17 protein-coding genes and 2 tRNA genes are annotated in these 21,041 nt (G+C 72.5%); 7 read left to right on the top strand and 12 right to left on the bottom strand.

Annotated elements, in window-relative coordinates; genetic code table 11:
* Window positions 1–56: 56 nt before the first annotated feature.
* Both ACGF5T_RS06345 and ACGF5T_RS06340 read right to left on the bottom strand, forming a co-directional pair.
* Window positions 57–938, bottom strand: coding sequence for a DUF2797 domain-containing protein (locus ACGF5T_RS06345; protein ID WP_366767660.1), 882 nt, complete (start codon window positions 936–938; stop codon window positions 57–59).
* A gap of 76 nt (window positions 939–1,014) precedes the next feature.
* A complete protein-coding gene (locus ACGF5T_RS06340) occupies window positions 1,015–1,431 on the bottom strand; it encodes a hypothetical protein (protein WP_361017999.1) in 417 nt (138 codons plus the stop codon).
* A gap of 138 nt (window positions 1,432–1,569) precedes the next feature.
* Here ACGF5T_RS06340 and ACGF5T_RS06335 point away from each other — a divergent pair, with 138 nt between their 5' ends.
* Window positions 1,570–1,962, top strand: coding sequence for a helix-turn-helix domain-containing protein (locus ACGF5T_RS06335; RefSeq protein ID WP_356602798.1), 393 nt, complete (start codon window positions 1,570–1,572; stop codon window positions 1,960–1,962).
* A gap of 49 nt (window positions 1,963–2,011) precedes the next feature.
* Here ACGF5T_RS06335 and ACGF5T_RS06330 read toward each other — a convergent pair whose 3' ends face one another.
* The 3 genes from ACGF5T_RS06330 to ACGF5T_RS06320 form a co-directional block, all read right to left on the bottom strand.
* Window positions 2,012–3,499, bottom strand: a complete 1,488-nt coding sequence (locus tag ACGF5T_RS06330; protein ID WP_366767662.1) for a penicillin-binding protein 2 — start codon at window positions 3,497–3,499, stop codon at window positions 2,012–2,014.
* 149 nt (window positions 3,500–3,648) lie between these two features.
* A tRNA-Arg gene (locus tag ACGF5T_RS06325) sits at window positions 3,649–3,721 on the bottom strand.
* Between the two features lie 203 nt (window positions 3,722–3,924).
* Window positions 3,925–4,015 (bottom strand) — tRNA-Ser (locus ACGF5T_RS06320).
* Window positions 4,016–4,194: 179 nt separating this feature from the next.
* Between ACGF5T_RS06320 and ACGF5T_RS06315 the strand changes: the two genes are divergently transcribed.
* The gene (locus ACGF5T_RS06315) at window positions 4,195–4,656 is read left to right on the top strand and encodes an SSI family serine proteinase inhibitor (protein WP_361018032.1); all 462 of its coding nucleotides are present in this window, start codon (window positions 4,195–4,197) and stop codon (window positions 4,654–4,656) included.
* 202 nt (window positions 4,657–4,858) lie between these two features.
* On the top strand, window positions 4,859–9,250 hold the full coding sequence (locus ACGF5T_RS06310; RefSeq protein ID WP_366767663.1) for a PAS domain-containing protein: 4,392 nt from the start codon (window positions 4,859–4,861) through the stop codon (window positions 9,248–9,250).
* Window positions 9,251–9,343: 93 nt separating this feature from the next.
* Here the strand turns inward: ACGF5T_RS06310 and ACGF5T_RS06305 are convergent, their stop codons facing one another.
* Complete coding sequence (locus ACGF5T_RS06305) at window positions 9,344–9,922, bottom strand: TetR family transcriptional regulator (RefSeq protein WP_356602790.1); 579 nt, start codon at window positions 9,920–9,922, stop codon at window positions 9,344–9,346.
* A gap of 134 nt (window positions 9,923–10,056) precedes the next feature.
* On the opposite strand from ACGF5T_RS06305, the gene ACGF5T_RS06300 reads away from it, so the two are divergent.
* Window positions 10,057–11,280, top strand: coding sequence for an MFS transporter (locus ACGF5T_RS06300; protein WP_366767664.1), 1,224 nt, complete (start codon window positions 10,057–10,059; stop codon window positions 11,278–11,280).
* A gap of 51 nt (window positions 11,281–11,331) precedes the next feature.
* Here ACGF5T_RS06300 and ACGF5T_RS06295 read toward each other — a convergent pair whose 3' ends face one another.
* The 3 genes from ACGF5T_RS06295 to ACGF5T_RS06285 all read right to left on the bottom strand — a co-directional run bounded on the left by ACGF5T_RS06295 (window position 11,332) and on the right by ACGF5T_RS06285 (window position 14,407).
* Window positions 11,332–13,008, bottom strand: a complete 1,677-nt coding sequence (locus ACGF5T_RS06295; RefSeq protein WP_356602786.1) for a long-chain fatty acid--CoA ligase — start codon at window positions 13,006–13,008, stop codon at window positions 11,332–11,334.
* A 158-nt stretch (window positions 13,009–13,166) separates the two neighbouring features.
* A complete protein-coding gene (locus ACGF5T_RS06290; protein WP_356602784.1) occupies window positions 13,167–13,799 on the bottom strand; it encodes a SigE family RNA polymerase sigma factor in 633 nt (210 codons plus the stop codon).
* A gap of 281 nt (window positions 13,800–14,080) precedes the next feature.
* The gene (locus ACGF5T_RS06285) at window positions 14,081–14,407 is read right to left on the bottom strand and encodes a hypothetical protein (RefSeq protein WP_356602782.1); all 327 of its coding nucleotides are present in this window, start codon (window positions 14,405–14,407) and stop codon (window positions 14,081–14,083) included.
* A gap of 403 nt (window positions 14,408–14,810) precedes the next feature.
* On the opposite strand from ACGF5T_RS06285, the gene ACGF5T_RS06280 reads away from it, so the two are divergent.
* Both ACGF5T_RS06280 and ACGF5T_RS06275 read left to right on the top strand, forming a co-directional pair.
* Window positions 14,811–15,677: a bifunctional DNA primase/polymerase gene (locus ACGF5T_RS06280; protein ID WP_366767665.1), complete on the top strand. Its 867-nt coding sequence runs from the start codon at window positions 14,811–14,813 to the stop codon at window positions 15,675–15,677.
* An 86-nt stretch (window positions 15,678–15,763) separates the two neighbouring features.
* Window positions 15,764–16,222, top strand: coding sequence for a hypothetical protein (locus ACGF5T_RS06275; RefSeq protein ID WP_356602778.1), 459 nt, complete (start codon window positions 15,764–15,766; stop codon window positions 16,220–16,222).
* On the opposite strand, the gene ACGF5T_RS06270 is transcribed toward ACGF5T_RS06275, so the two are convergent.
* The 3 genes from ACGF5T_RS06270 to ACGF5T_RS06260 form a co-directional block, all read right to left on the bottom strand.
* Complete coding sequence (locus ACGF5T_RS06270; RefSeq protein WP_366767666.1) at window positions 16,210–17,286, bottom strand: DUF4232 domain-containing protein; 1,077 nt, start codon at window positions 17,284–17,286, stop codon at window positions 16,210–16,212. The two genes, ACGF5T_RS06275 and ACGF5T_RS06270, sit on opposite strands and share 13 nt — an antisense overlap.
* Window positions 17,287–17,342: 56 nt before the next feature.
* Window positions 17,343–17,750 (bottom strand): hypothetical protein, encoded by a 408-nt coding sequence (locus tag ACGF5T_RS06265; protein ID WP_356602774.1) that lies wholly within the window; start codon window positions 17,748–17,750, stop codon window positions 17,343–17,345.
* A gap of 146 nt (window positions 17,751–17,896) precedes the next feature.
* Complete coding sequence (locus ACGF5T_RS06260; RefSeq protein ID WP_366767667.1) at window positions 17,897–18,403, bottom strand: hypothetical protein; 507 nt, start codon at window positions 18,401–18,403, stop codon at window positions 17,897–17,899.
* Between the two features lie 191 nt (window positions 18,404–18,594).
* On the opposite strand from ACGF5T_RS06260, the gene fxsT reads away from it, so the two are divergent.
* The coding region (gene fxsT / locus ACGF5T_RS06255; RefSeq protein WP_392887052.1) for an FxSxx-COOH system tetratricopeptide repeat protein at window positions 18,595–21,041 on the top strand (2,447 nt) is incomplete at its 3' end.

Below are 21,041 nucleotides of genomic sequence, written 5' to 3'. Positions count from 1 at the left end.
GAGCGGGGGCGGAGGAGCGGGGGGGGCGAAGGGAAAGCCAGGACGCCGCCGCGAGGTCAGAACAGCCCGTCCTGTACTCCGGCCGCTCCCTTGAGATCACGCACCGGCACGGCACACGGAGCGCCACCGGCCGGCACCAGCTCCCACCCGGTCATCAGCCGCGTGTCCAGCACGACGACCCCGCGCTCCGTCGCCAGATGCAGATCCGGGCCCGCGGCCGCCACCAGCTCACCTCCGACCGCCCCGCCCGCCACCAGCTCGGCCACCTCCGCCACCGCGGCCGGCCCGGGTCCCGTCCCCGCGACCCCGAACACGCCCGCGTGGTCCACGCCCCGGAACGGCTCCGGCGTCAGCGACTCCGGCCAGCCGCCGAGCCCCACCGCGCGCGCGTGCAGCTCAGCGATCTCGGACAGCCGCTCCGCCTCGGACTCGGGCAGCCCCGCCCGCACCGCGCGCTTGCGGGCGTACGGGATGCGGTCGGGCACCCGCAGCGCGGCCCGCAGCAGCTCCTCGGTGCGCCGCGCGGCCATCAGCGGCCCGTGGCCCAGCCAGCTGAAGCACACGGCACCCTGCTCCAGGAGCCGGGCGTCCCCCCGTGCGTACGCGGTGATCCCCACCTTGACCAGGCCCGGCCCGAACCACGCCAGGTACACGCGGTACGGCCGCGGGTCGTCCGCGATCGTGTCGGCGGCCACGGAGTGCGCCCGGTCCAACCGCGCGCACTCCTCGCACCGCGCCCCCGTGCTCCGCCCCGGCACGGCGGCCTGGGCCGGACACGCGTGCCCCCGCGCACCCACGCACGTCCGCACGCCCCCTTCGGCGACCGCGAAGGCCACCCTCTTCCCCCGGGTCAGCGCACTGCCCCGCCCGCCGACCCACCGCAGCACGGGACCGTCCGCCGCCCATCGCAGCCCCGCGCACCTCCACGCCTGTGCCATCGCCGTCGAGACTACGGGCCACCACTGACAACGCCCCCCGGCGAACCGGGGGGCGTCGTACCGGACAGCGAGGGCGTCAGGCCCAGGCGGTCCCCAGGGTCAGCTTCTCCACCCCGGTGACGTTCTGGACGTCGCTGTCGTAGTCGAACTCCTTGTAGGCGGCGCCCCCGAAGTGCGGGCAGGCCATGGTCGAGCCCTCCAGCTCGGTGCCCGAGGCGGTCCGGAAGGTGACCCACCAGATGACGCAGCCACCGTCCGGGGCTCCCCAGCCACCGCCCGGCAGCAGATCCTCGAGCCAGCCGGTCACCCGGGCCTGCCCGTTCTCCACGCAGATCTGGATCTCGCCCTTGCCGTACTTGTGGGTCTGGCTGTCGGTGACACACTCGGGTGCCGCCTGCGCCGGCCCCGAGGCGGCCGAGGCCGTCGGCACCGCGAGCAGAGCCGCCGTTCCCAGCGCTCCGGCGATGGCTGTCGCACGCACGAATCCACGCATGTCGTGTCCTCCCCCTGATCGACAGCGATCACCGTACAAGGCGGCCACAGCCGAACAGTAGATCGAAAAGAGCCCTCTCGACTGGCCAGAAAACGCACTTTCCTGCCGAAAGTACCCAACCCTGAGTAGGGTACGAACATGGCCGACAGCAGGACGACCCTCGTGAACCGCGTACGCGCCGCCGACAGTACGACGATGTGCCCCGAGCGTCTGGTCATGGAGCACGTCACCAGCCGCTGGGGCACCCTGGTCCTGATCGCACTGCTGGACCGCCCGTACCGCTTCAGCGAACTGCGCCGGGAGATCGGCGGGGTGAGCGAGAAGATGCTGGCGCAGACCCTGCGGACGCTGGAGCGCGACGGCCTGGTCCACCGGGACGCCAGACCCGTGATCCCGCCCCGCGTGGACTACTCCCTCACGGAGCTGGGCCGGGAGGCCGCCGAGCAGGTACGGGACCTCGCGCTGTGGACGGAGCGGCGGATGGCGGCCGTCGAGCGGGCCCGCGCGGCGTACGACGCGGCGAAGGCCTGAGGCGCCCGGTGGGCCGGGCGTACCCGGCGCTCCGCCACCCGCGGCCGCGTCACTGCTGGAGGACCGCCTTCATGACGCTCTTGGCGATGGGCGCGCCGAGACCGCCACCGGAGATGTCCTCACGGGAGATGTCCATGTCGGTCGGGTCGATGAAGACGGCCACGGCGACGGAGGACCCGTCGTCCTTCTTGCCGTAGGAGACGAACCAGCCGTAGGGCACCTCGTCGTTGACGTCGACACCGCGCTGCGCGGTGCCGGTCTTGCCGCCGACCGTGATGCCGTCGATCTGGGCGCGGCGGGCGCTGCCCTCCTTGGCGGTGAACTCCATCATCTGCTGGACCTTCTGCGCGGTCTCGGCGGAGACCGCCTCGCTCATCACCGCGGGCTCGGTCTTCTCCAGCGTGCCGAGGTCGGGGCCCTTGACCTCGTCGACGATGTAGGGCTGCATCACCTTTCCGTCGTTGGCCAGTCCGGCGGTGACCAGGGCCATCTGCATCGGTGTGCTGGTGAGGCTGCCCTGGCCCATGCCGGTGAGCGCGGTGCCCGGCGCGTCGAGGCCCTCGGGGTAGAGGCTCTTCGTGGCGAGCAGGTCCCCGAAGTCGTCGGAGTAGACGTTCTCGTTGAAGCCGAACTTCTCGGCCGTCTCCCGCAGCTTGTCCTGTCCCAGCTTTGCGGCGGCGTCGAGGAAGACGTTGTTGCACGAGTACTGCATGGCGGTCTTCATCGAGGCCTTGTTGCAGACCCCGTCGCCGGCCTCACTGCCGATCTTGTTGCGGGACTGCGGCAGGGGGTAGGGCGACACGGCGTCCGTACGGGCGTCGATGTCGGTGACGACCTCATGCTCCAGCGCGGCGGCCGCGGTGAGGATCTTGAAGGTGGAGCCCGGCGGGTAGGTCTCCCGCAGCGCGCGGTTGGCCAGCGGCTTGCGCTTGTCCTTGTCGAGCGCCACGAAGCGGTCGGACTCCTTGAAGGTGGAGCCCGCGAAGACCGACGGGTCGGCGGACGGCGCGGAGACCAGGGCCAGCACCTTGCCGGTCGCCGGGTCGAGGGCGACGACGGCGCCCCGCGCGCCCTTCAGGTCGGTCAGCCCGTCCCAGGCGGCCTTCTGCGCCTTGGGGTCGATGGTGGTGACCACCGAACCGGCGCGCCGGCCCTCACCGCTGACGACGTCGGCGAACCGCTGGAAGGCCAGCCGGTCGTCCTTGCCGGTCAGGATGCCGTCGTAGGTCTTCTCCAGCAGCGTCATGCCCTGGGCCTGCGACGCGTATCCCGTCACCGGCGCGTACATCGGCCCGTTGGCGTAGGTGCGCTTGAACTTGAGGTCGGTGCCGTTCACCTCGGTGGAGCCGGTGATGGCCCGGCCCCCGACGACGATGTCCCCGCGCGGGGTGGCGAACTGCTCGATCTGCACCCGCCGGTTCTTGGTGTCGGAGGCCAGCTCCGGCGCCCGGACGTACTGCAGCCAGTTCGCGCGGATCAGCAGTCCGAGCACCAGCAGCCCGCAGAAGATCGCCACAGCCCTCAGTGGCTTGTTCACCGGTTTCCCCCGTCAAGACTCGGCCGGACGGATATGAAGACGCGTCCTCGCAACATGGGCACACCCTAGACACAGTCACGGAGGCCGTTCATCCGGGTGGCGAAAAGCCAGAGGCCCCGTCGACTGCTCGACGGGGCCTCTGGAAGATGTGCACTCGGCAGGATTCGAACCTGCAACCTTCTGATCCGTAGTCAGATGCTCTATCCGTTAAGCTACGAGTGCTTGTCTTGTTCAGTTTTACCGCCGCTCCCGTTCCTTCCGGCCCGTTCGCGGCGACAGGAAGAACATTACATGACTGCCGCCGTCATGTGAAATCCGTTAGCCCCACCCCTTGTGAGCTGCGAAAACAGCCTTCAGGACGTCAAGCGGGGACCCCGGACAGCACCGAAGCCCCGGCCGTGTGGGCCGGGGCTTCGGTGATCGTGCGGAGGCGGAGGGATTTGAACCCTCGATGGGCTTTAAGACCCAAACCGCATTAGCAGTGCGGCGCCATAGACCGGACTAGGCGACGCCTCCAGACAACATCACCTCTCGCGTGCGAGCGCGAGTGGCGCGTGCCGATGATGACACAGTTGAGCGCGCTGTCACCAATCGACCCCCACGGTACTAGGCGGGCGGGCCGCAGGGCAAAGCCGTTGCGGCCCGGTCCACGGACGGCCGCGCAACGTACGGCGGGCCGGCGCGTTAGTCAGGGCATGCTCCAGGTCATCCGCACCCCCGCCGCCCGCCTTCTCGGCGCCGCCGCGCTGTCCCTCGCCTCCCTCGCCTCCCTGTCCGCCGCGCACCCGGCCGCGGCCCACGGCCCCGGCGCACCGGACGGCGATCACCTCACCGTCACCGTCCGGGACGCGGGGCCGGGCGCGGACGGGACGTACGAGCTGCACTGCGGCCCGGCCGGCGGCAGCCACCCCGACCCGGCCGGCGCCTGCGACGTCGTCGAGCGCGACACGCGCTGGGGCCAGGACGCCTTCGCCCCGGTCCCCGAGGGCAGCTTCTGCACCATGCAGTACGGCGGACCGGCCACCGCGCACGTCACGGGCGTCTGGGCGGGGCGCCCCGTCGACGTGACGTACGACCGGCGGGACGGCTGCGAGATCTCCCGCTGGGACCGCATGGTGCCGCTGCTGCCCGAGGTGGGGACGCCGGGACGGTCCTGACCGGTCGCCTCCCGGGGCGCGGGAGGGGTGGCGCGCGGGCGCCCGGTCACACGTTCTACGTCACTTCCGCGTGCGACCTCCGTCCCGTCCCACCCCGCCCGGCGGGCCCCAACCCTTAGACTCCCTCGCGTGACACGCTGCGGGCCGATTGGCAAGATGGCCCGAGCGGTCGGCAAGTGCGGTAACAGGAGGGAAGCGTCTCGTGAGCAGCAGGCCATCCCGAGGCACTGCTCGCCTCGCAGCCATACTGGACGCGCTGCCTGACGCGTTGGTCCTGGTCAACGCCAACGGCACCGTGGTCAACGCCAACACCATCGCCCTGGAGGCCTTCGAGACCCCGGGCACCGCGCTGGTGGGGCGCGGGCTGCTGGATCTGCTGCCGCAGTTCGACTCGCGGCTCATCCCCGGGTCCATGCGACGGCCGGACCACATCGACCCGCGGGCGCGCACCAAGCCCACGCGGATGGTCGCCCGGCGCACCGACGGCTCCGAGTTCCCGGTCGAGGTCACCAGCGCCAACCTGGAGACCGGTCAGCAGGCCTACGACACCTACGGCTACACCGGCGACGAACTGCTGATGCTGGTCGTCCGCGACCTCTCCGGCACCGTCGACACCGAGGCCGAGCTGGCGCGTTCGCAGCGGCAGACCGAGATGATCCTGCGGGCCGCCTCCGAGGGCGTCGTCGGCACCGACACCGACGGACGCATCGTCCTCGTCAACCCGGCCGCCGCCCAGATACTGGGGTACCGGGCCAGCGACCTCGGCGGCCGCGAACTGCACACGCTCGTCCTGCACTCGCGCGCCGACGGCTCCCCCTTCCCGTACGACGAGTCCCCGCTCGCCGACACCCTGCGCTCCGGGCGCAAGCACCGGGTGCGCGGGCAGGTGGTGTTCGCCAAGAGCGGCGACCCCTTGCCGGTCGACCTGACGACCGCGCCCGTCCGCGACGGCGACCAGCTCGTCGGCGCCGTCATGACCTTCACCGACCGGCGCCCGTACGACGCGCTGGTCAAGGAGCACGAGGACGCCGAGCGGCGGCACGCCGAGGAGCGGGAGCGGCTCGCCGAGGAGCACGCCGCCGAGCTGACCGCCCTGCGTCAGAGCCACGCGCGCGAGCTGGCGGAGCTGCGGGAGAAGCACGCGGAGGAGACCGCCGCGGACGCCGACCGCTACGCCGCGCTCGGCGAGCGGGAGAAGGACCGCTACGAGGCGCTCGCCGCCCGGCACGAACAGCTGCTGACCCTCCTCGGGGGCTCGCTGCGCGGACCCCTGGACGAACTGCGCCAGGAGCTGGCCGCGCTGGCCGCGGACGACGCCGGGCAGTTGTGGCCCGAGGCCAACCAGGTGCTGCACCACCTGTCGGCCGGCTACTCGCGCATCACCACCCTCATCGACAACGTCCTCGGCTACCAGCGTCTCGACGTCGGCAACGAGAACGTCGCCCGCACCAAGGTGATGCTCGACGCCGTCGTCGCCGCCGGTGTCGACGGAGCCGTCGAGCTGATCGGGCCGGGACGCGTGCAGTTCGCCGTGCACGCGCCGCCCATCGAGGCGGAGGTCGATCCGCGGCTGCTGGCCGTCGCGCTGGCCCATCTCGTCGCGGACGTCGCGGGCGTCGACGCCACCGGCAACTCGCCCGTGTCGGCGACCGGCGGCTACCTCGACAACACCGTCGTGGTCGCGGCGGCGCAGCGCGGCGAGGGCGTACGCATCGAGGTGCGCGGACCGTACGCCGGGGGAGACCCGGTGCACGAGCCGATCGTGCGCGGGATCGTGCGGGCGCACGGCGGCGTGCTGCAGACGCACCAGGTGCCGGGCATGAGCGGCAGCGCCTACGTGCTGGAGGTGCCGATCGGCGGTGGGGCGGGGGCCGTCGTCGCCGACGCGGCGGCACCGGTCCACGCGGAGGCGGCAGCCGCCGGTGCCGCCGAGGCGGGCAGCGCCCTGGCCGTCCAGGAGCAGGCGTCCGGCGCCGGACGGCGGCGCGCCCGGCGGGCTTCGGTCGACGCGTTCCTGGAGAGCGGCACCGACGGTGCGGCGGGCGAGGGTGCCGACGCCGGTCCGACCGGCCCCGACGGGGACTCCGTACCGACCGGACGGCGCAGGAGGCGTGCCGCGCAGGATCAGGAGCAGGCCGCCGGGGAGCAGATCCGGACACCGGCCCCGCTGCCGGTCCCCGCGCAGGCGGCGCCGGGCGAGGGGTCCGGCGGGACCGGGCGCCGGCGCGGGCGTCCCGCGGAGAACGCGGACGCGGCCGGCGAGGGCCCGCACCCGGCGGCGCTCGCCGGAGTGTCCGAGGGCGCCGTCGTCATGGCCGGCGAGCACGGCGGTGGGGCCGCGGCCTCCAACACCGGACTCGGCGGGACCGTACCGCCGCAGGGCGTCCCCGCGCCCGGCGGCCGGCGCGCCCGGCGGGACGGCGGTGAGCAGCACGCGCTGCCTCCGGCCCTGCCCGCGCAGGCCGGGGCGGCCGACCCCGCCGACGCGGCCGACGGGGAACGGCCGACCGGACGTCGGCGCCGTGCCCTGGCCTCCGCCAACGAGCGGGCCGCCGCACAGGAGGCGGCGCCGCGTCAGGTCTTCGCCCTGCCGCCCGCCGACGCGGACCGGCCGTCCGACGAGCCGGCCGGGTCGGCCGGGGCGCCCGCCGCGGTGACGCCGGGTCAGGTTTCCGAGCCCGGTCCGGCCCCGGTGACCGGTCCGGCCGTTCCCGCCGACGTCCCGCTCGACGAGGGCCGGCACGACGCCGTGCCGCACCACCAGGCCGACGACCACACCCCGCCGCAGCCGCACCCGACCGAGGCACCCACGGGACGCCGCCGCCGGGCCGGGGCCGGCGCCCCGCAGGACGCGGAGTCCGGGCCGGCGCCGGGCGCGCCCGTGCCCGGGGCCCCGGTGCCGCCGCGGAACACCGCCGCCGGTCACGGCGTACCGGCACAGGTGCCGGCCGAGGTCCCGGCACAGGTATCGGGCCAGGTACCGGCCCAGGTACCGGCCCAGGGCGTACCCGGGCAGGCCGCACCCGGGCCGGTGTCCTCGCCGGCCGCCGCCCACGACGAGGCGCCGCGGCCGACCGGGGCCGCCGCCGCTCCGCACCCCGCCGGCGCGCAGCCGTGGCCCGGTGCGGCGGACGCCTCGGGAGCCGGAGCCCCCGTACCGCCCCACGGCGCCCCGCTACCGCCCACCGGGGCCCCCGCGCAGCCCGCCGGCGTCCCCGTCCCGCCCGACGGTGCCCCCGGCCCCGCACCCGCGGCCACCCCCGGCACGACCGGAGCGGCCCCTGCCGCACCGCAGGTCCCGGCGCCCCCGCGGACCGCCCCCGTCACCACGCCGAGCCGGGGCACCCCGCTGCCGCCCGAGAACGCCCCCGCTCCCCGCGCGGCGCAACCGCTGCCCGCGGAGGCGTCCGCGCCCGTCGACCCGAACTCGACCCAGGGACGGTCGATCAGCGTGCGGACGCTGGGCCAGGGCGTGCCGTTCAACCGGCAGGCGGTCCAGGTGCAGCAGCCGACGGCCACCCCCGCCCCGCAGCAGCCGAGCGGGTCGGGCCGGCGCCGCAAGCTGGGTACGCCGCCCGACCCGGCCACGGTCCGCCCGCACCCGTCGCCCGAACAGCCGCCCACCGCCGCGCAGCCCGCGGCACCGCAGCAGCCCCAGCCCCAGCCCGCGACGCCGGGGGCGGAACAGCCGCCCCTGGCCGGGGGCCAGCCCCGGCGCGCCCCGGGCACGGAGGGCGTCGGACGGTCGTACGCCATAGGGGCGCCGGACAAGAACGCCGCCGAGGGACCCGAGCCGCTGGACGGGCCCGGCGGTGCCGTGGAGGTGGCCGACCCGCCACGTCCGCAGCCGATGGACGACGAGCTGCCGCCGGAGCCGCTGGACAACCCGCGCCGGCTGCTCGTGTGGCCCGCGCCGGACGTCTCCACCCAGCAGGCGCTCAGCGACCGCGGCTACCGGCCGGTCATCGTGCACTCGCGCGAGGAGGTCGACGCGCAGATCGCGGCGTTCCCCGCCGCGCTGTTCGTGGACCCGCTGACCGGGCCGATCACCCGCACCGCGCTCCAGTCGCTGCGGCAGGCGGCGGTGGCGGCCGAGGTGCCGGTGCTGGTCACGGCCGGCCTCGGCCAGGCCTCGCGCGACGCCGCCTACGGCGCCGATCCGGCCGTCCTGCTCAAGGCGCTCGCGCCGCGGGACAGCGAGCAGCACCCGCCGCGCGTCCTGCTGATCGAGGAGCACGCGGAGATCGCGCTGGCGCTGACCGCGACGCTGGAGCGGCGCGGGATGCAGGTGGCGCGGGCGGCGAGCGACGCCGACGCGGTGGCGTTGGCGGGGCAGTTCCGGCCGAACCTGGTCGTGATGGACCTGATGCAGGTCGAGCGGCACCAGGGGGGCCACGCCGGGATCATCGACTGGCTGCGCGCCAACGGGCAGCTCAACCGCACCCCGCTCGTCGTCTACACGGCCGCCGTCGACCCGGCCGACCTGCCGCGGCTGGCCTCGGGCGAGACGGTGCTGTTCCTGGCGGAGCGTTCCACCAGTGGCGAGGTGCAGTCCCGGATCGTCGAACTGCTCTCGCGGATCGGCACCAACTGACGTCGGGAGCCGGGTGAGCCCGGGGAACGTGCGTCCCCGGTTCCCCCGGTTCCCCCGGCTGACCGGGCTGACCGGGCTGACCGGGCTCCCCCGCTATCCCTCGACGATCCTGCGGGCCGCCTTCTTGATCGAGGCGCGCAGGCGGTCGGCGTCCGTGTCCTCGCCGCCGACCAGGACCCGTTTCATCTGCGGCACGACCGAGGCCCAGTTGGCCATCGCGACCAGCAGGAAGAGCAGGTCGGGAGCCGGGATGGCGTCGGTGACCACGCCGCGCGCCTGGCCGTCCCGTACGGCGGCGACCTTGCGGGCGTAGTGCTCCTGGCGTTCGGCCTCGTGGGGCAGCTCGGCGGTGCCGTACTCCATGCCCTCCCAGAAGAGGAGGCGGAGCAGCTCCGGGTGGGCGGCGTGGTAGTCCATGAGGCGGTCCACCCAGCCCTCGACGTCGTCCGGGTCGACCGGGACGGAGATCGCGAGGTCGAGCATCTTCTTCTCCAGGACGGACGCGAACAGCTCGTTCTTGTTGCCGTAGTAGGCGTAGATGAGCTGCTTGTTGGCCCTGGCCTCGGCGGCGATGCGGTCGATGCGGGCGCCGGCGATGCCATGGCGGGCGAACTCGGCGACCGCGGCTTCGAAGATCCGGGCCTTGGTCGCCTCGGGGTCTCTTGCTCCCATGGAGTCAGGGTAGCGGGGCGGTGGAGGTAACCAACCGTTTGGTTGACAGGACCGGGAAGGAAGACGAGACTCTCGTGGTTGATTCCAACCAACCAGTTAGTTGTTAGCGTGCGCTCGAAGGAGTCGCTCCGCCCATGTCGTCACCGTCAGCAGCCACCCGGACCACGTCGGAGACCGACGCCCACGGCGCCCTCCGGGGAGGGCCCGCCGCCGCCTCCCGCCTCCTCCTCCCCCTGATCGCCCTGTGCACCGCCGTCACGGCGGCCAACATCTACCTCGCGGCGCCCCTGCTGCCGCTCATCGCCGAGGACTTCCGTTCCACTCCGTCGGCGGTGGCCTGGCTCGCGTCGGTCGCGCAGTTCGGGTACGCGGCCGGGCTGCTCCTCTTCGCCCCGCTCGGGGACAGCGTGAACCGGCGGCGGCTGGTCGCCGTCCTCTCGCTGCTCGCCGCGGCCGCGCTGGTCGCCGGCGCCGCCTCGGGCTCCACCGGCGTGCTCGCCGGTGCCGTCCTGGTCGCCTCCGCCGCGACCGTCGTGCCGCAGCTCCTGGTCCCGCTGGTCGCCGAGCGCGCCCCCGCCGACCGCCGGGCCCGGCACGTCGCGGCCGTCATCGCGGGCCTGTTCACCGGCGTGGTGGCCGCCCGGGTGCTGGGCGGGCTGGTCGGGCAGGCCTTCGGCTGGCGCGTGGTGTTCGTGGGCGCGGCCGCGCTCACCGTGGTGCTGGGCCTGGCGACGGCGTACGCACTGCCCGCGGAGCGGCGGCGCCGCCGGGGCCCGCTGCTCTCGGGGCTCACCGCGTTGCCCGGGGTGCTGCGCCATTCGCCGGACCTGTGGCGGGCGTGCGTGCGCCAGGCCGGGATGTACGGCGCCTGGAGCGCCCTGTGGACCTCGCTCGCGCTGCTCCTGGCCGGGGACGACGGGTACGGCATGACCACCGCGGCGGCCGGGCTGTTCGGCCTGTTCGGGCTCGCGGCCAGTGTCGTCGCGCCTCTCGCGGGCGGCTTCGTCGACCGGTTCGGTGCCGCCAAGGTCGTACGGTCCGCGTATCTGCTCGCCGCCCTGTCGGTGCCGCTGTTCTGGCTGGGCGGGCAGGTGATGGCGGCCCTGTGCGCGGCGGCGGTCCTGGTGCACGCCGCCCTGGTCGCCTCCCACGTCGCCAACCAGACCCTCGCCCTGACCACCACCTCCACCCCGGCCACCGCGAACACGGCGTACGTCGTCGCCGGCTTCGCGGGCGGCGCCCTGGCCTCGGCGCTCGCGGGACCCGCGTTCGGCCACTGGGGCTGGCCGGGGGTCTGCGCGGTGGCGGGGGCCTGGCTGGTGCTGGGGTGGGCGGCGTCCGCCGTACCGAGGCGGTGAGCGTCCGCGCGTGCCGGGCGGGGCGACCCGCCCGGCACGCGTCGGGACCGGTCAGAGCCGGGTGACGTCCAGACCCCCGTCGGCGTACTGCCGGCGCAGCACCTTCTTGTCGAACTTGCCGACGCTCGTCTTCGGCACCGCCTCGATGACCGTCCAGCGCTCGGGCAGCTGCCACTTGGCGATCTTGCCGTCCTCGGCGAGGAAGGTGCGCAGCTCCTCGAAGCCGACGCTCGCGCCCTCCTTGAGGACGACCGTGGCCAGCGGACGCTCGCCCCACTTGTCGTCGGGGACGGCGACCACGGCGGCCTCGGCGACGTCCGGGTGGGACATCAGGGCGTTCTCCAGCTCCACCGAGGAGATCCACTCGCCGCCGGACTTGATGACGTCCTTGGCGCGGTCGGTGAGGGTGAGGTAGCCGTCGGCGGAGATGGTGCCGACGTCGCCCGTCTTCAGCCAGCCGTCCTCGCTGAACTTGTCGGCGGGGCGCAGCGGCTCGGCGCCGGGGCCGTTGTAGTAGGCGCCCGCGATCCAGTTGCCGCGGACCTCCAGCTCACCGGCGGACTCGCCGTCCCAGGGCAGGCGCTCGCCGCCGGGGCCGGTGAGGCGGGCCTCGACACCGGCCGGGAAGCGGCCCTGGGTGAGGCGGTAGGCGAACTCCTCCGACGTGCCGACCGCGTGGGCCGGCGGCCGGGCGACCGTGCCCAGCGGCGAGGTCTCCGTCATCCCCCAGGCGTGGCAGACCCGCATGCCGAGCGCGTCGAAGGCCTCCATGAGCGACGGCGGACAGGCGGAGCCGCCGATGGTGACCTGCGTGAGGGAGGAGACGTCCCGGGGCTTCGCGGTCAGCTCGGCGAGCAGTCCCTGCCAGATGGTGGGGACGGCGGCGGCGTGCGTCGGCTTCTCGCTCTCGATCATCTCGGCGAGCGGCGCGGGCTGGAGGAAACGGTCCGGCATCAGCATGTTCACGCCGGTCATGAAGGTGGCGTGCGGCAGTCCCCAGGCGTTGACGTGGAACTGCGGGACGACCACCAGCGAGGTGTCCTCGTCGGTCAGCCCCATCGACTGCGCCATGTTGACCTGCATCGAGTGCAGGTAGATGGAACGGTGGCTGTAGACCACGCCCTTGGGGTCGCCGGTGGTGCCGGAGGTGTAGCACATGGCGGCCGCGGCACGCTCGTCCAGCTCGGGCCAGTCGTAGCTGTCCGGCTTCCCGGCGAGCAGGTCCTCGTACTCGTGCACCCGCACGGACGCCCCCTCCAGCAGGGAGCGGTCGCCGGGGCCGGTGACGACGACGTGCTCGACCGTCTTCAGGTGCGGCAGCAGCGGGGCGAGCAGGGGCAGCAGCGAACCGTTGGCGATCACCACGCGGTCGGCGGCGTGGTTCACGATCCAGGCCAGCTGCTCCGGCGGGAGGCGGAGGTTGAGGGTGTGGAGGACCGCGCCCATGGAGGGGATCGCGAAATACGCCTCGACGTGCTCCGCGTTGTTCCAGGCGAGCGTCGCCACCCGTTCGTCGTCCTGGACGGCCAGGTCCTCGCGCAGCGCGTGGGCCAGCCGGGCGGCCCGGGTTCCGATCTCGGCGAAGGAGCGGCGGTGCGGCTCGCCCTCACCTGTCCAGGTGGTCACCTGTGAGCTGCCGTGGATCGTCGACCCGTGGGTGAGGATTCTCGAAATCAGCAGCGGTACGTCCTGCATCGTGCTCAGCACGGTGTCCTCCCGGGGCGACATTGCCTGTGCGGCGGCAAGGGTTGCGCTGATTCTGCGCACATACCGCGCGGTATGTCACTACTCCCGGGTGATCGATCAACGGGCGCAGCCCGACGGAGCGGCCGGGCGGACCTCCCAGGACCCTCCCAGGGCCCTCCCCGGACCCTCCCCGGACCCTCCTAGGACCGGACAATCCCCAGCTCAGGGTCGTCGCGGAGCTTGCCGAGCGCCCGGGACACCGCCGACTTCACCGTGCCCACGGAAACTCCGAGCACTTCGGCCGTCTGGACCTCGCTGAGGTCCTCGTAGTACCTGAGGACGACCATCGCCCGCTGCCGGGCCGGCAGCTTCATGATCGCCCGCCACATCGCGTCGCGCAGGGCCTGCCGCTCCGCCGGGTCGTCGCTCCCGGGGGCGGGCTCCGGCTCGGGCAGCTCGTCGCAGGCGAACTCGTCGACCTTGCGCTTGCGCCACTGCGAGGTCCGGGTGTTCAGCAGCGCCCTGCGCACGTAGCCGTCCAGGGCGCGGTGGTCCTCGATGCGGTCCCAGGCCACGTACGTCTTGGTGAGCGCGGTCTGCAGCAGGTCCTCCGCATCGCTCGGGTTCGCGGTCAGCGACCGGGCGGTACGCAGCAGCACCGGCTGGCGGGCCTTCACGTACGAGGAGAACGACGGGTACGCGAAGGTCTGCGTCCTCGCTGCCGCCAGGGCTGTGGCCATGGCCGAGCCCTTGGCCGAGCCCCTGGCCGGGGCCTTGGCCGGAGCCTGGGCCGTGGCGGCGTCGGAAGCGCTGGTGCAGACGAGTGTGGTCATGACTCAACGCTATGAGCGAGGGATGCCCGGCGGATCGGCCGCAGGTCCCGAAGCAGAGTCCGCCTCAGGTTGTAGGGGTGGTGCCGGCTGCACCTCCTGTAGGTGGACGAGAGGAGGAGACGTACTGCGGGTTCACCCCTGGGGGCTCGCCGGACGCGCGCGAAAACGCCTGGGCGGCGATACCGGAGTACCGCCGCCCAGGCGTCTTGCGACCCCATGAAGCACACCCGTCCGAAGAGCGAGGGGCCGGCGCGGGAGCGCACCCGCGCCGACCCCTCAGATCACCACCACAGCGGGGTGAAGCTGACGGCCACGTTCTCGTTGCCCTGGTTGATCGCGGTGAAGGCGGAGCCGTCGACCTGGGCGGTGTTGCTCTGGTTCGAGGCCCCCGAGCCGACCGCCTGCTGCTGCGTGGTGGACGAGTTGCCGTTGTTGTCCCCGCCGACACCGCTGCCGAGGATGCCCGCGAAGGCCTCCGCGGCGGTCGCGTTCGATCCGTCGTTCGCGAGTGCGCCGTTGTCCGCCGTCGCCACCCCGCCGAAGAGCGCGGCGGCGAGCGGGAGGGCGGCGACGGCGGCGACGACGCGAGCGGTACGGATGCTTGCCATGTTGTTCCTCCAGAACAAGTGCGTGTCGGCTGAGGCCGAGCACGCGAGAAGTACGTGAAGCTGCCTGGACCTGCGTGAAGTTGCGTGAAGCGGATTCCAACCGGAGCTTGAGCCGAGGCAGTTGGCCGACCGCCTCGACGCTGTGCACGACGTCGCGTGATCAGAGTTGCCCACCGTCCCCCGGCGAACCACCCCCGAAGCCCCGATTCGCCCTCAAGCGTGATGACAAGTCGATAAACCCCTTTGCGTCCCTTCCGTACCAGCCCGGGGCAGCACGGACAGGTCCACCCCAAGCGCCACAAGAGGTGAAGCGTTCCGCCACTTTCTCCGCCCCCGGCACCTCCCCGGCGCGTCGCGCGCGGCCGCCCTTCCCTTTTTCGAACGTACGTACGAACATAGAGCCATGGCCACCCCAGACCGGCAGGCCACGACCCTGGCCCTCGCCCACGCCCTGTCAGCCGCCGAACGCGGGCTGGCCGTCATCCCCCTGTCCCGGACGAAGCTCCCGGCCCTGCGCTCGCCCCACCGCGACGACCCGGCCCCGGCCCCCTGCCACGGCGAGTGCGGCCGCCCCGGTCACGGAGTGCACGACGCCACCACCGACCCGGCCCGCATCCGCGAACTCTTCGCCACCGCCCCCTGGGCCACGGGCTACGGCATCGCCTGCGGCCTGCCCCCGTACCACCTCATCGGCGTCGACCTGGACACCAAGTCGCAGACGGACTCCTCGGCCGCCCTGCGCGAACTCGCCCTGCGCCACCTGTTCACGATCCCGCCGACGGTCGTCGTCCTGACCCCCAGCGGAGGCCGCCACCTGTGGCTGAGCGGCCCGCCCGACGCCGTCGTGCCCAACTCGGCCGGGCGCCTGGCCACCGGCATCGACATCCGCGGCGCCGGCGGCTACCTGGTCGGCCCCGGCTCCCGCACCCGGCACGGTACGTACACCGCCGCGCCCGGCACGGCCCACCTCGCCCCCGCGGCCTGCCCGCCCGCCCTCCTGCGCCTCCTGCTGCCACCGCCCCGTACGCCCCGGCCGTCCCCGGCCCGGACCGAGGAGCACGGCCAGGGCCTCGTCCAGTTCGTCCTCGCCGCCCACGAGGGCCAGCGCAACACCCGCCTCTTCTGGGCCGCCTGCCGCGCCTACGAGGACGGCATCGGCCCGGCGCTCGTCGCTCCGCTGGTCGAGGCGGCCCTCGACACCGGCCTCACCGAACGCGAGGCCCGCGCGACGATCGCGTCCGCCGCCCGCATGACGGGCCACCACCCCTGACCCGACGCACGGAGCCCCCACCCAGGGACGTCCGACGCCCCCTCCCCTTCCCCCCAGCCCTCTCGGCACGAACCCGAAAGCCCTTGATGCACGACCGTCCCCGAGTGCCGGCCCTGTCACTGACCCGGGTCGTCCTGTCCTCCGGCCGCAGCGTCGACCTGGCCGAGCTGCACCTCACGTCGACGTACGGCGGCCTGCTGGAGGGCTACCCGTGCGGCCCCGTCAACGACCTGCGCATCAGGGAACTGGTGCACACCGCCGAGCGGATGTCCCCGACCACTCCGGTGCATCTGGTGCCGCCCCCGCGCGAGTACCCGGACCAGTACGCGGGTGCCCTCGGCCCGGTGGAGGTGCTGCCGCGCGTGGCCTGCGTGGGACGCTTCTCCTCCGCGGCCCTCGATCCGGCCAACGACCCGTTCCTGCACCGCTCCGCGCTGACCGTCGTCTGGTTCCAGCCCACCTCACGCGTCCCGTCGGCGCGGGACACGGAGCCCGCCCTGCGGGAGGTCGACTGGGCCGGCCTGGCCCGTGACTACGAACTCTGAGGCCGGTCCGGCACGGACTGCGAACTGCGAGGCCGGTCCGGCACGGCGGCGGTCTCGTCCTTCCGCCACGGACCGACGCCGAGTTCGCCCGTGGTGCCGAGGTCGAGCCCCGGCGCGACCACGACGGGGTCCGACCCGGACGCGGCCCGCACCCTGACGTACGGCACGGTCACCGCCTCGCCGGCCTGGGTGGTGTTGCGCCACGCCATGCTCGCCGCGGCCGACTCGCCCGGCCGCAGCGTCACCGGCCGGACCGGCTCATCCCCGCCCGCCATGGGGATGCCCCCGGTGCCGCGCAGGATCTCGATCCCCTCGACCGGTGCCAGCTCCTCGTCGAGCAGCTGGAGCACCGGATACCCCTCGACGGAGTACGGGCGGGCGCCGCAGTTCTCCAGGTGCAGCCCCACCACCCGCAGCCCCATGGCGGCGTCGCCCTCGTCCGCCGTGAGCCGCAGCCCGGACGGCGGGCAGGACCCGGCGGCCGCCGGCGCCTCGTCGGCGGGCACCCGCTTCACGTCGAGGACGCGCACGTGTGCGGCGTCGAGGCGCTGATCACCCAGGCTTCCGACGTTCTCGAGCGTGCGCCGCACGGTCCGCCCCGCGGCCACGGACGCCACCGTCTCCGTGGCGTCGGACATCGCCCTGCCCTGGTCGTCCACCAGGGAGAAGGTGATCGTGTAGGTGAAGGCTTCGGCCCCCCGGTTGGTCACCGAGTACGCGACCACGCACGGGGACGCGCTCGCCTCCGGCAGCCCCGGAAGGCTGTCCGCCGTCACGGACACCCCGGGTCGCCGGCTCTCCCCGCCGTCGGGCGGGGCACCGGCCTCCCCCTGCGCGCCGTCGCCCCGCTCGACCGCGCCGAGGATCCGCACCCCGTCGTCCTCCGGCCCGGCCGCACCGGACGCCTGCGCCCCGCACCGGCTCTCCGATCCGCCCTCCCTGCCCGCGCCGCCCGCGCCTCCGTCGCCGGACGTGGCGGTCTGGGTACCGCAGGCACCGATCAGGAGACTGGCGAGGAGAGCACCGCAGGCCGCGACCGGCACTCGGAGCTGGGGGGTCCGCATCGCCCCAGCCCACCAGCCCCGCCTCTCGACGACCGTGGCGGAAGCCACACTTCCGGTCACAGCCCTGTCACAGTCCCGCTCCCTCGCCTCAGGGAGACGATCACGGCGGCGAGCCCGGCGCTGACCACGAAGCCGCCCACCATGACCATCCCCACCCCGATGACGAAGAGCCCACTGCCGTCGTCCGACCAGTCGCGGTAGGCGCAGGCCGTCAGCCCGACGGTGACACCGAGCACCGCACCGACGGCGTACCCCCGCCATACCGCCCAGCACACCGGCCCCAGCAGGGTCAGCACGAGCCCGATCACCTGCCACGCCTCGTACGGCCCGGTCGTCGTGCCGTCGGCGTGCACGTCCCGCTCCTGGTCCCACCCCAGCCATACGGCCCACAGAGCCGAGGTCGCCGCGACCACCACGAGGGCCGACAGCAGCTGGTGGACGGTCTTCACCGGTCGTTGTTCCATGCCCCCGACGCTCCGCCACCCGCCCGGGACCGACCAGAGCCGACGTACTCAGTTTCCACCGAGTAGGAGCACCGGGTCACAGCGGGCACGGGCACCTCCAGGGGCCCGGTTCATCGGCATCGTCGTGCCCGCTACGTGCCCGTCCGTCACCGCCCGCCCGCCCGACCCCCTCGATCCCAGGCATGGACGCGGACCGGGTCGAGGTGGAGTTCATTCGGTCCCATGCAGTCGGCGGCCCAGGTCGCCAGGCGAGAACCGCAGACACAGGCCAAGTTGGGGCCGTGCGCGCCGGTGGGGCCGCAGCACCCCTGCCAGTTGGCCCCGAGCGTGAAGGGTTCGAGGCGTGGCAGGACATCGTCCGGGTGGACGACGACGCTGTTCCGCCGGCCGACGGACTCCGTGATGCCGGTGTCGGTGCGCAGCAACTCGCGCCCCGCGCCGCCGACGCCACGGCGGGACTCACCGACAGGAACCCATGGCGCACCCCAAGGGTCGGGGTCGATGGCGTAGTACCCACAGGGAACGGTGGAGCGAGCCCGGCCCGTGTCCGGGTCCCGGCCGCGATCGGGGTCATCCACCTCCGGCACGAACGGCAGCGCCAGCAGCTCACCGGTGAGCGCGGCCCCGCATCCGGCGCAGTGGAAGACGGTCACAGGTCAGGTTCTACCGTCTGCCGGGCGGAAACATCCAGAGACTCGACCACGACAAGAATCCTCAAGCCCCGACCGTACGTTCTCCCACCAATCGATACATCGTGTAAGCGTTCTCCTCTCACTCCGGGGCTAGACGCGAGATCATGACCTGTGGTCCACGTGCCAATCACCAGGGGACTTGGGGGTCAACGGTGACCGACACCGCGCAACGGTTCTTCGTCAGCTACGCGGGCCCGGATCGGGTCTGGGCGGAGTGGGTGGGCTGGCAGCTCAAGCAAGCCGGACACCAGGTTGAGCTGGACCGGTGGGACTGGCGCACCGGAGATGACTTCGTCCAGAAAATGAACGTCGCTCTCACCAGGGCCGATGGAGTGGTGGCCCTATTCTCCAAGAGCTACTTCGCCGCTGGGCGATGGACTCAGGAGGAATGGTCGTCGACCGTAGCCATGCGCGGACGGCTCATTCCAGTGACGATCGAACCCCTCGCCGAGGACGACATTCCGGCTCTCCTGGCCGGCAGGTTGCGCACGGATCTCCACGGGCTGGACGAAACCGCCGCTACTGCCACTCTGGTCGAAGCCGTCCATGGACCAGTCCCCCCTGATGGCCCGGTCGCCTTCCCTAGCGCTGCCTTGGCTGAGTCGGATGCAGAATCTGACTCACAGCGGCCCCGGCTACCGAGCAGTGTCGGTCTGCCCAAAGTGTGGAACGTCCGCCGCCGTAACCCAGACTTCTTCGGCCGCGACTCTGAAATGGTCCAGCTTCGTGCCGGGCTGCTCCACGGACGCCAGGCAGTGGTTCAGGCACTGCACGGCATGGGCGGCATTGGAAAAACCCAGCTTGCCTTGGAATATGCCCACCGCTTCGCCAGCCAGTACGACCTCGTCTGGTGGGTTGATGCCGAGCAGGCTGACCAGTTGCCCGTCCGCTACACCGAACTCGCCGACCGCCTCGGCATCGCCAAATCCGACGCCGGCACCGAGGCCAACGCACGTGCTCTTCTCCAGCATCTGCGGACGCAGTGCAACTGGCTTCTCATCCTCGACAACGCCGAACAACCCGATCAGATCGAGCCATGGCTCCCCGAGGGCCCAGGCCACGTTCTCATCACCTCGCGCGACCCGGACTGGCACGGGATCGCTCACCAGAGCGACCTGGACGTGTTCACCCGCGCCGACTCCCTAGCCTACTTTCAGGCTCGGACCCCCGGAGTCACCACCGATCAGGCCGACCTCCTGGCGCAAGACCTCGGCGACCTACCGCTTGCGCTCGCCCAAGCTGCAGGAGTCCTGCGCAGCGGCATGACCCTGGACCGCTATCGTCAACTTCTGACCACCAACACCGCACGTCTCCTGCAGGAGAGCGACGTGCGCGACTACCCCGCACCACTGGCCGCGACAGTCAACATCGCCGTTTCCCGCCTAGTGGACGACGGCCATCCCGATGCCACCGCGTTGCTCCGTCTCGGATCGTTCCTCGGCCCTGAACCCATTCCCACTGCCTGGCTGGAGATAGCCCGCCCCCGACTGGCCACCATTCCCAGCGACCCGGACGACCCGATGTGGCTGCGCAATGCCCTCCAGCCTCTTAGCCGCTTCGGATTGGCCCGCATTGACGTCAACGCCTTCCAGATTCACCGCCTGACCCAGGCCATCCTTCGCACCCAGACCAGCCCTGCGCTGGTCGCAGCAATCCGTGGCGACGTTAATGCTGTCCTCGCAGCAGTCGAACCAGGCGATCCGCAATCTCCGACCGCCTGGCCTTCGTGGGCTTCCCTCACCGCCCACTTCACTACCCCCCACGTCTCCACTGCAGTTATCGACAGACCCGAACTACGCCCTACACTCCTAAAGATCATCTACTTCCTCCTCTGTAGCGGTCAACCGCGCGCCGCCCATGCCCTCAGCACGGCACTGCATCAGACATGGAGCATTGATGTGGGGCTTGATCATCCCGACGTCCTCACCTGCGCCCAGCATTTGGGGCACGCCAGCGCCAGTCTCGGTGATTACGCCGAAGCCCACTCTCTCATTGAGAATACCTTCGCCCGTCGTCGCCACGTTCTGGGCGAAGACCATCCCGACACCCTCCAATCCGCCAACAATCTAGCCAATACTCTGGGCGACTTGGGGAAGTACGCAGAGGCGCGCCAGATGCAAGAGGATGCTCTCGCCCGTCGCCGCCGCGTCCTGGGCGAAGACCATCCCGACACCCTCCAATCCGCTGGCAACCTTGCTAATACCCTGAGCGGCTTGGGGAAGTACGCAGAGGCGCGCCAGATGCAAGAGGATGTTCTCGCCCGTCGCCGCCGTGTCCTAGGTGAAGACCATCCCGACACCCTCACCTCCACCGGAAATCTCGCCAGCATCTTGAGCAGCTTGGGGCAACATGCAGAGGCACGCCAGATGCAGGAAGATACCCTCGCCCGTCATCGCCGCGTCCTAGGCGAAGACCATCCCGACACCCTCACCTCCACTGGAAATCTCGCCAGCACCCTAAGCGGCTTGGGGCGGCATGCAGAGGCACGCCAGATACAGGAAGATACCCTCGCCCGCCGCCGCCGAATACTAGGCGAGGACCATCCCGACACCCTCTCCTCCGCCAACGGCCTCGCCAGTATTTTGGGCGGCTTGGGGCA

The organism is Streptomyces sp. NPDC047853, from assembly GCF_043204535.1.
In the GTDB taxonomy this organism is placed as follows: domain Bacteria; phylum Actinomycetota; class Actinomycetes; order Streptomycetales; family Streptomycetaceae; genus Streptomyces.
Note: the sequence above shows the minus strand (reverse complement) of the source record. Positions and strands in the feature narration are given on the sequence as shown.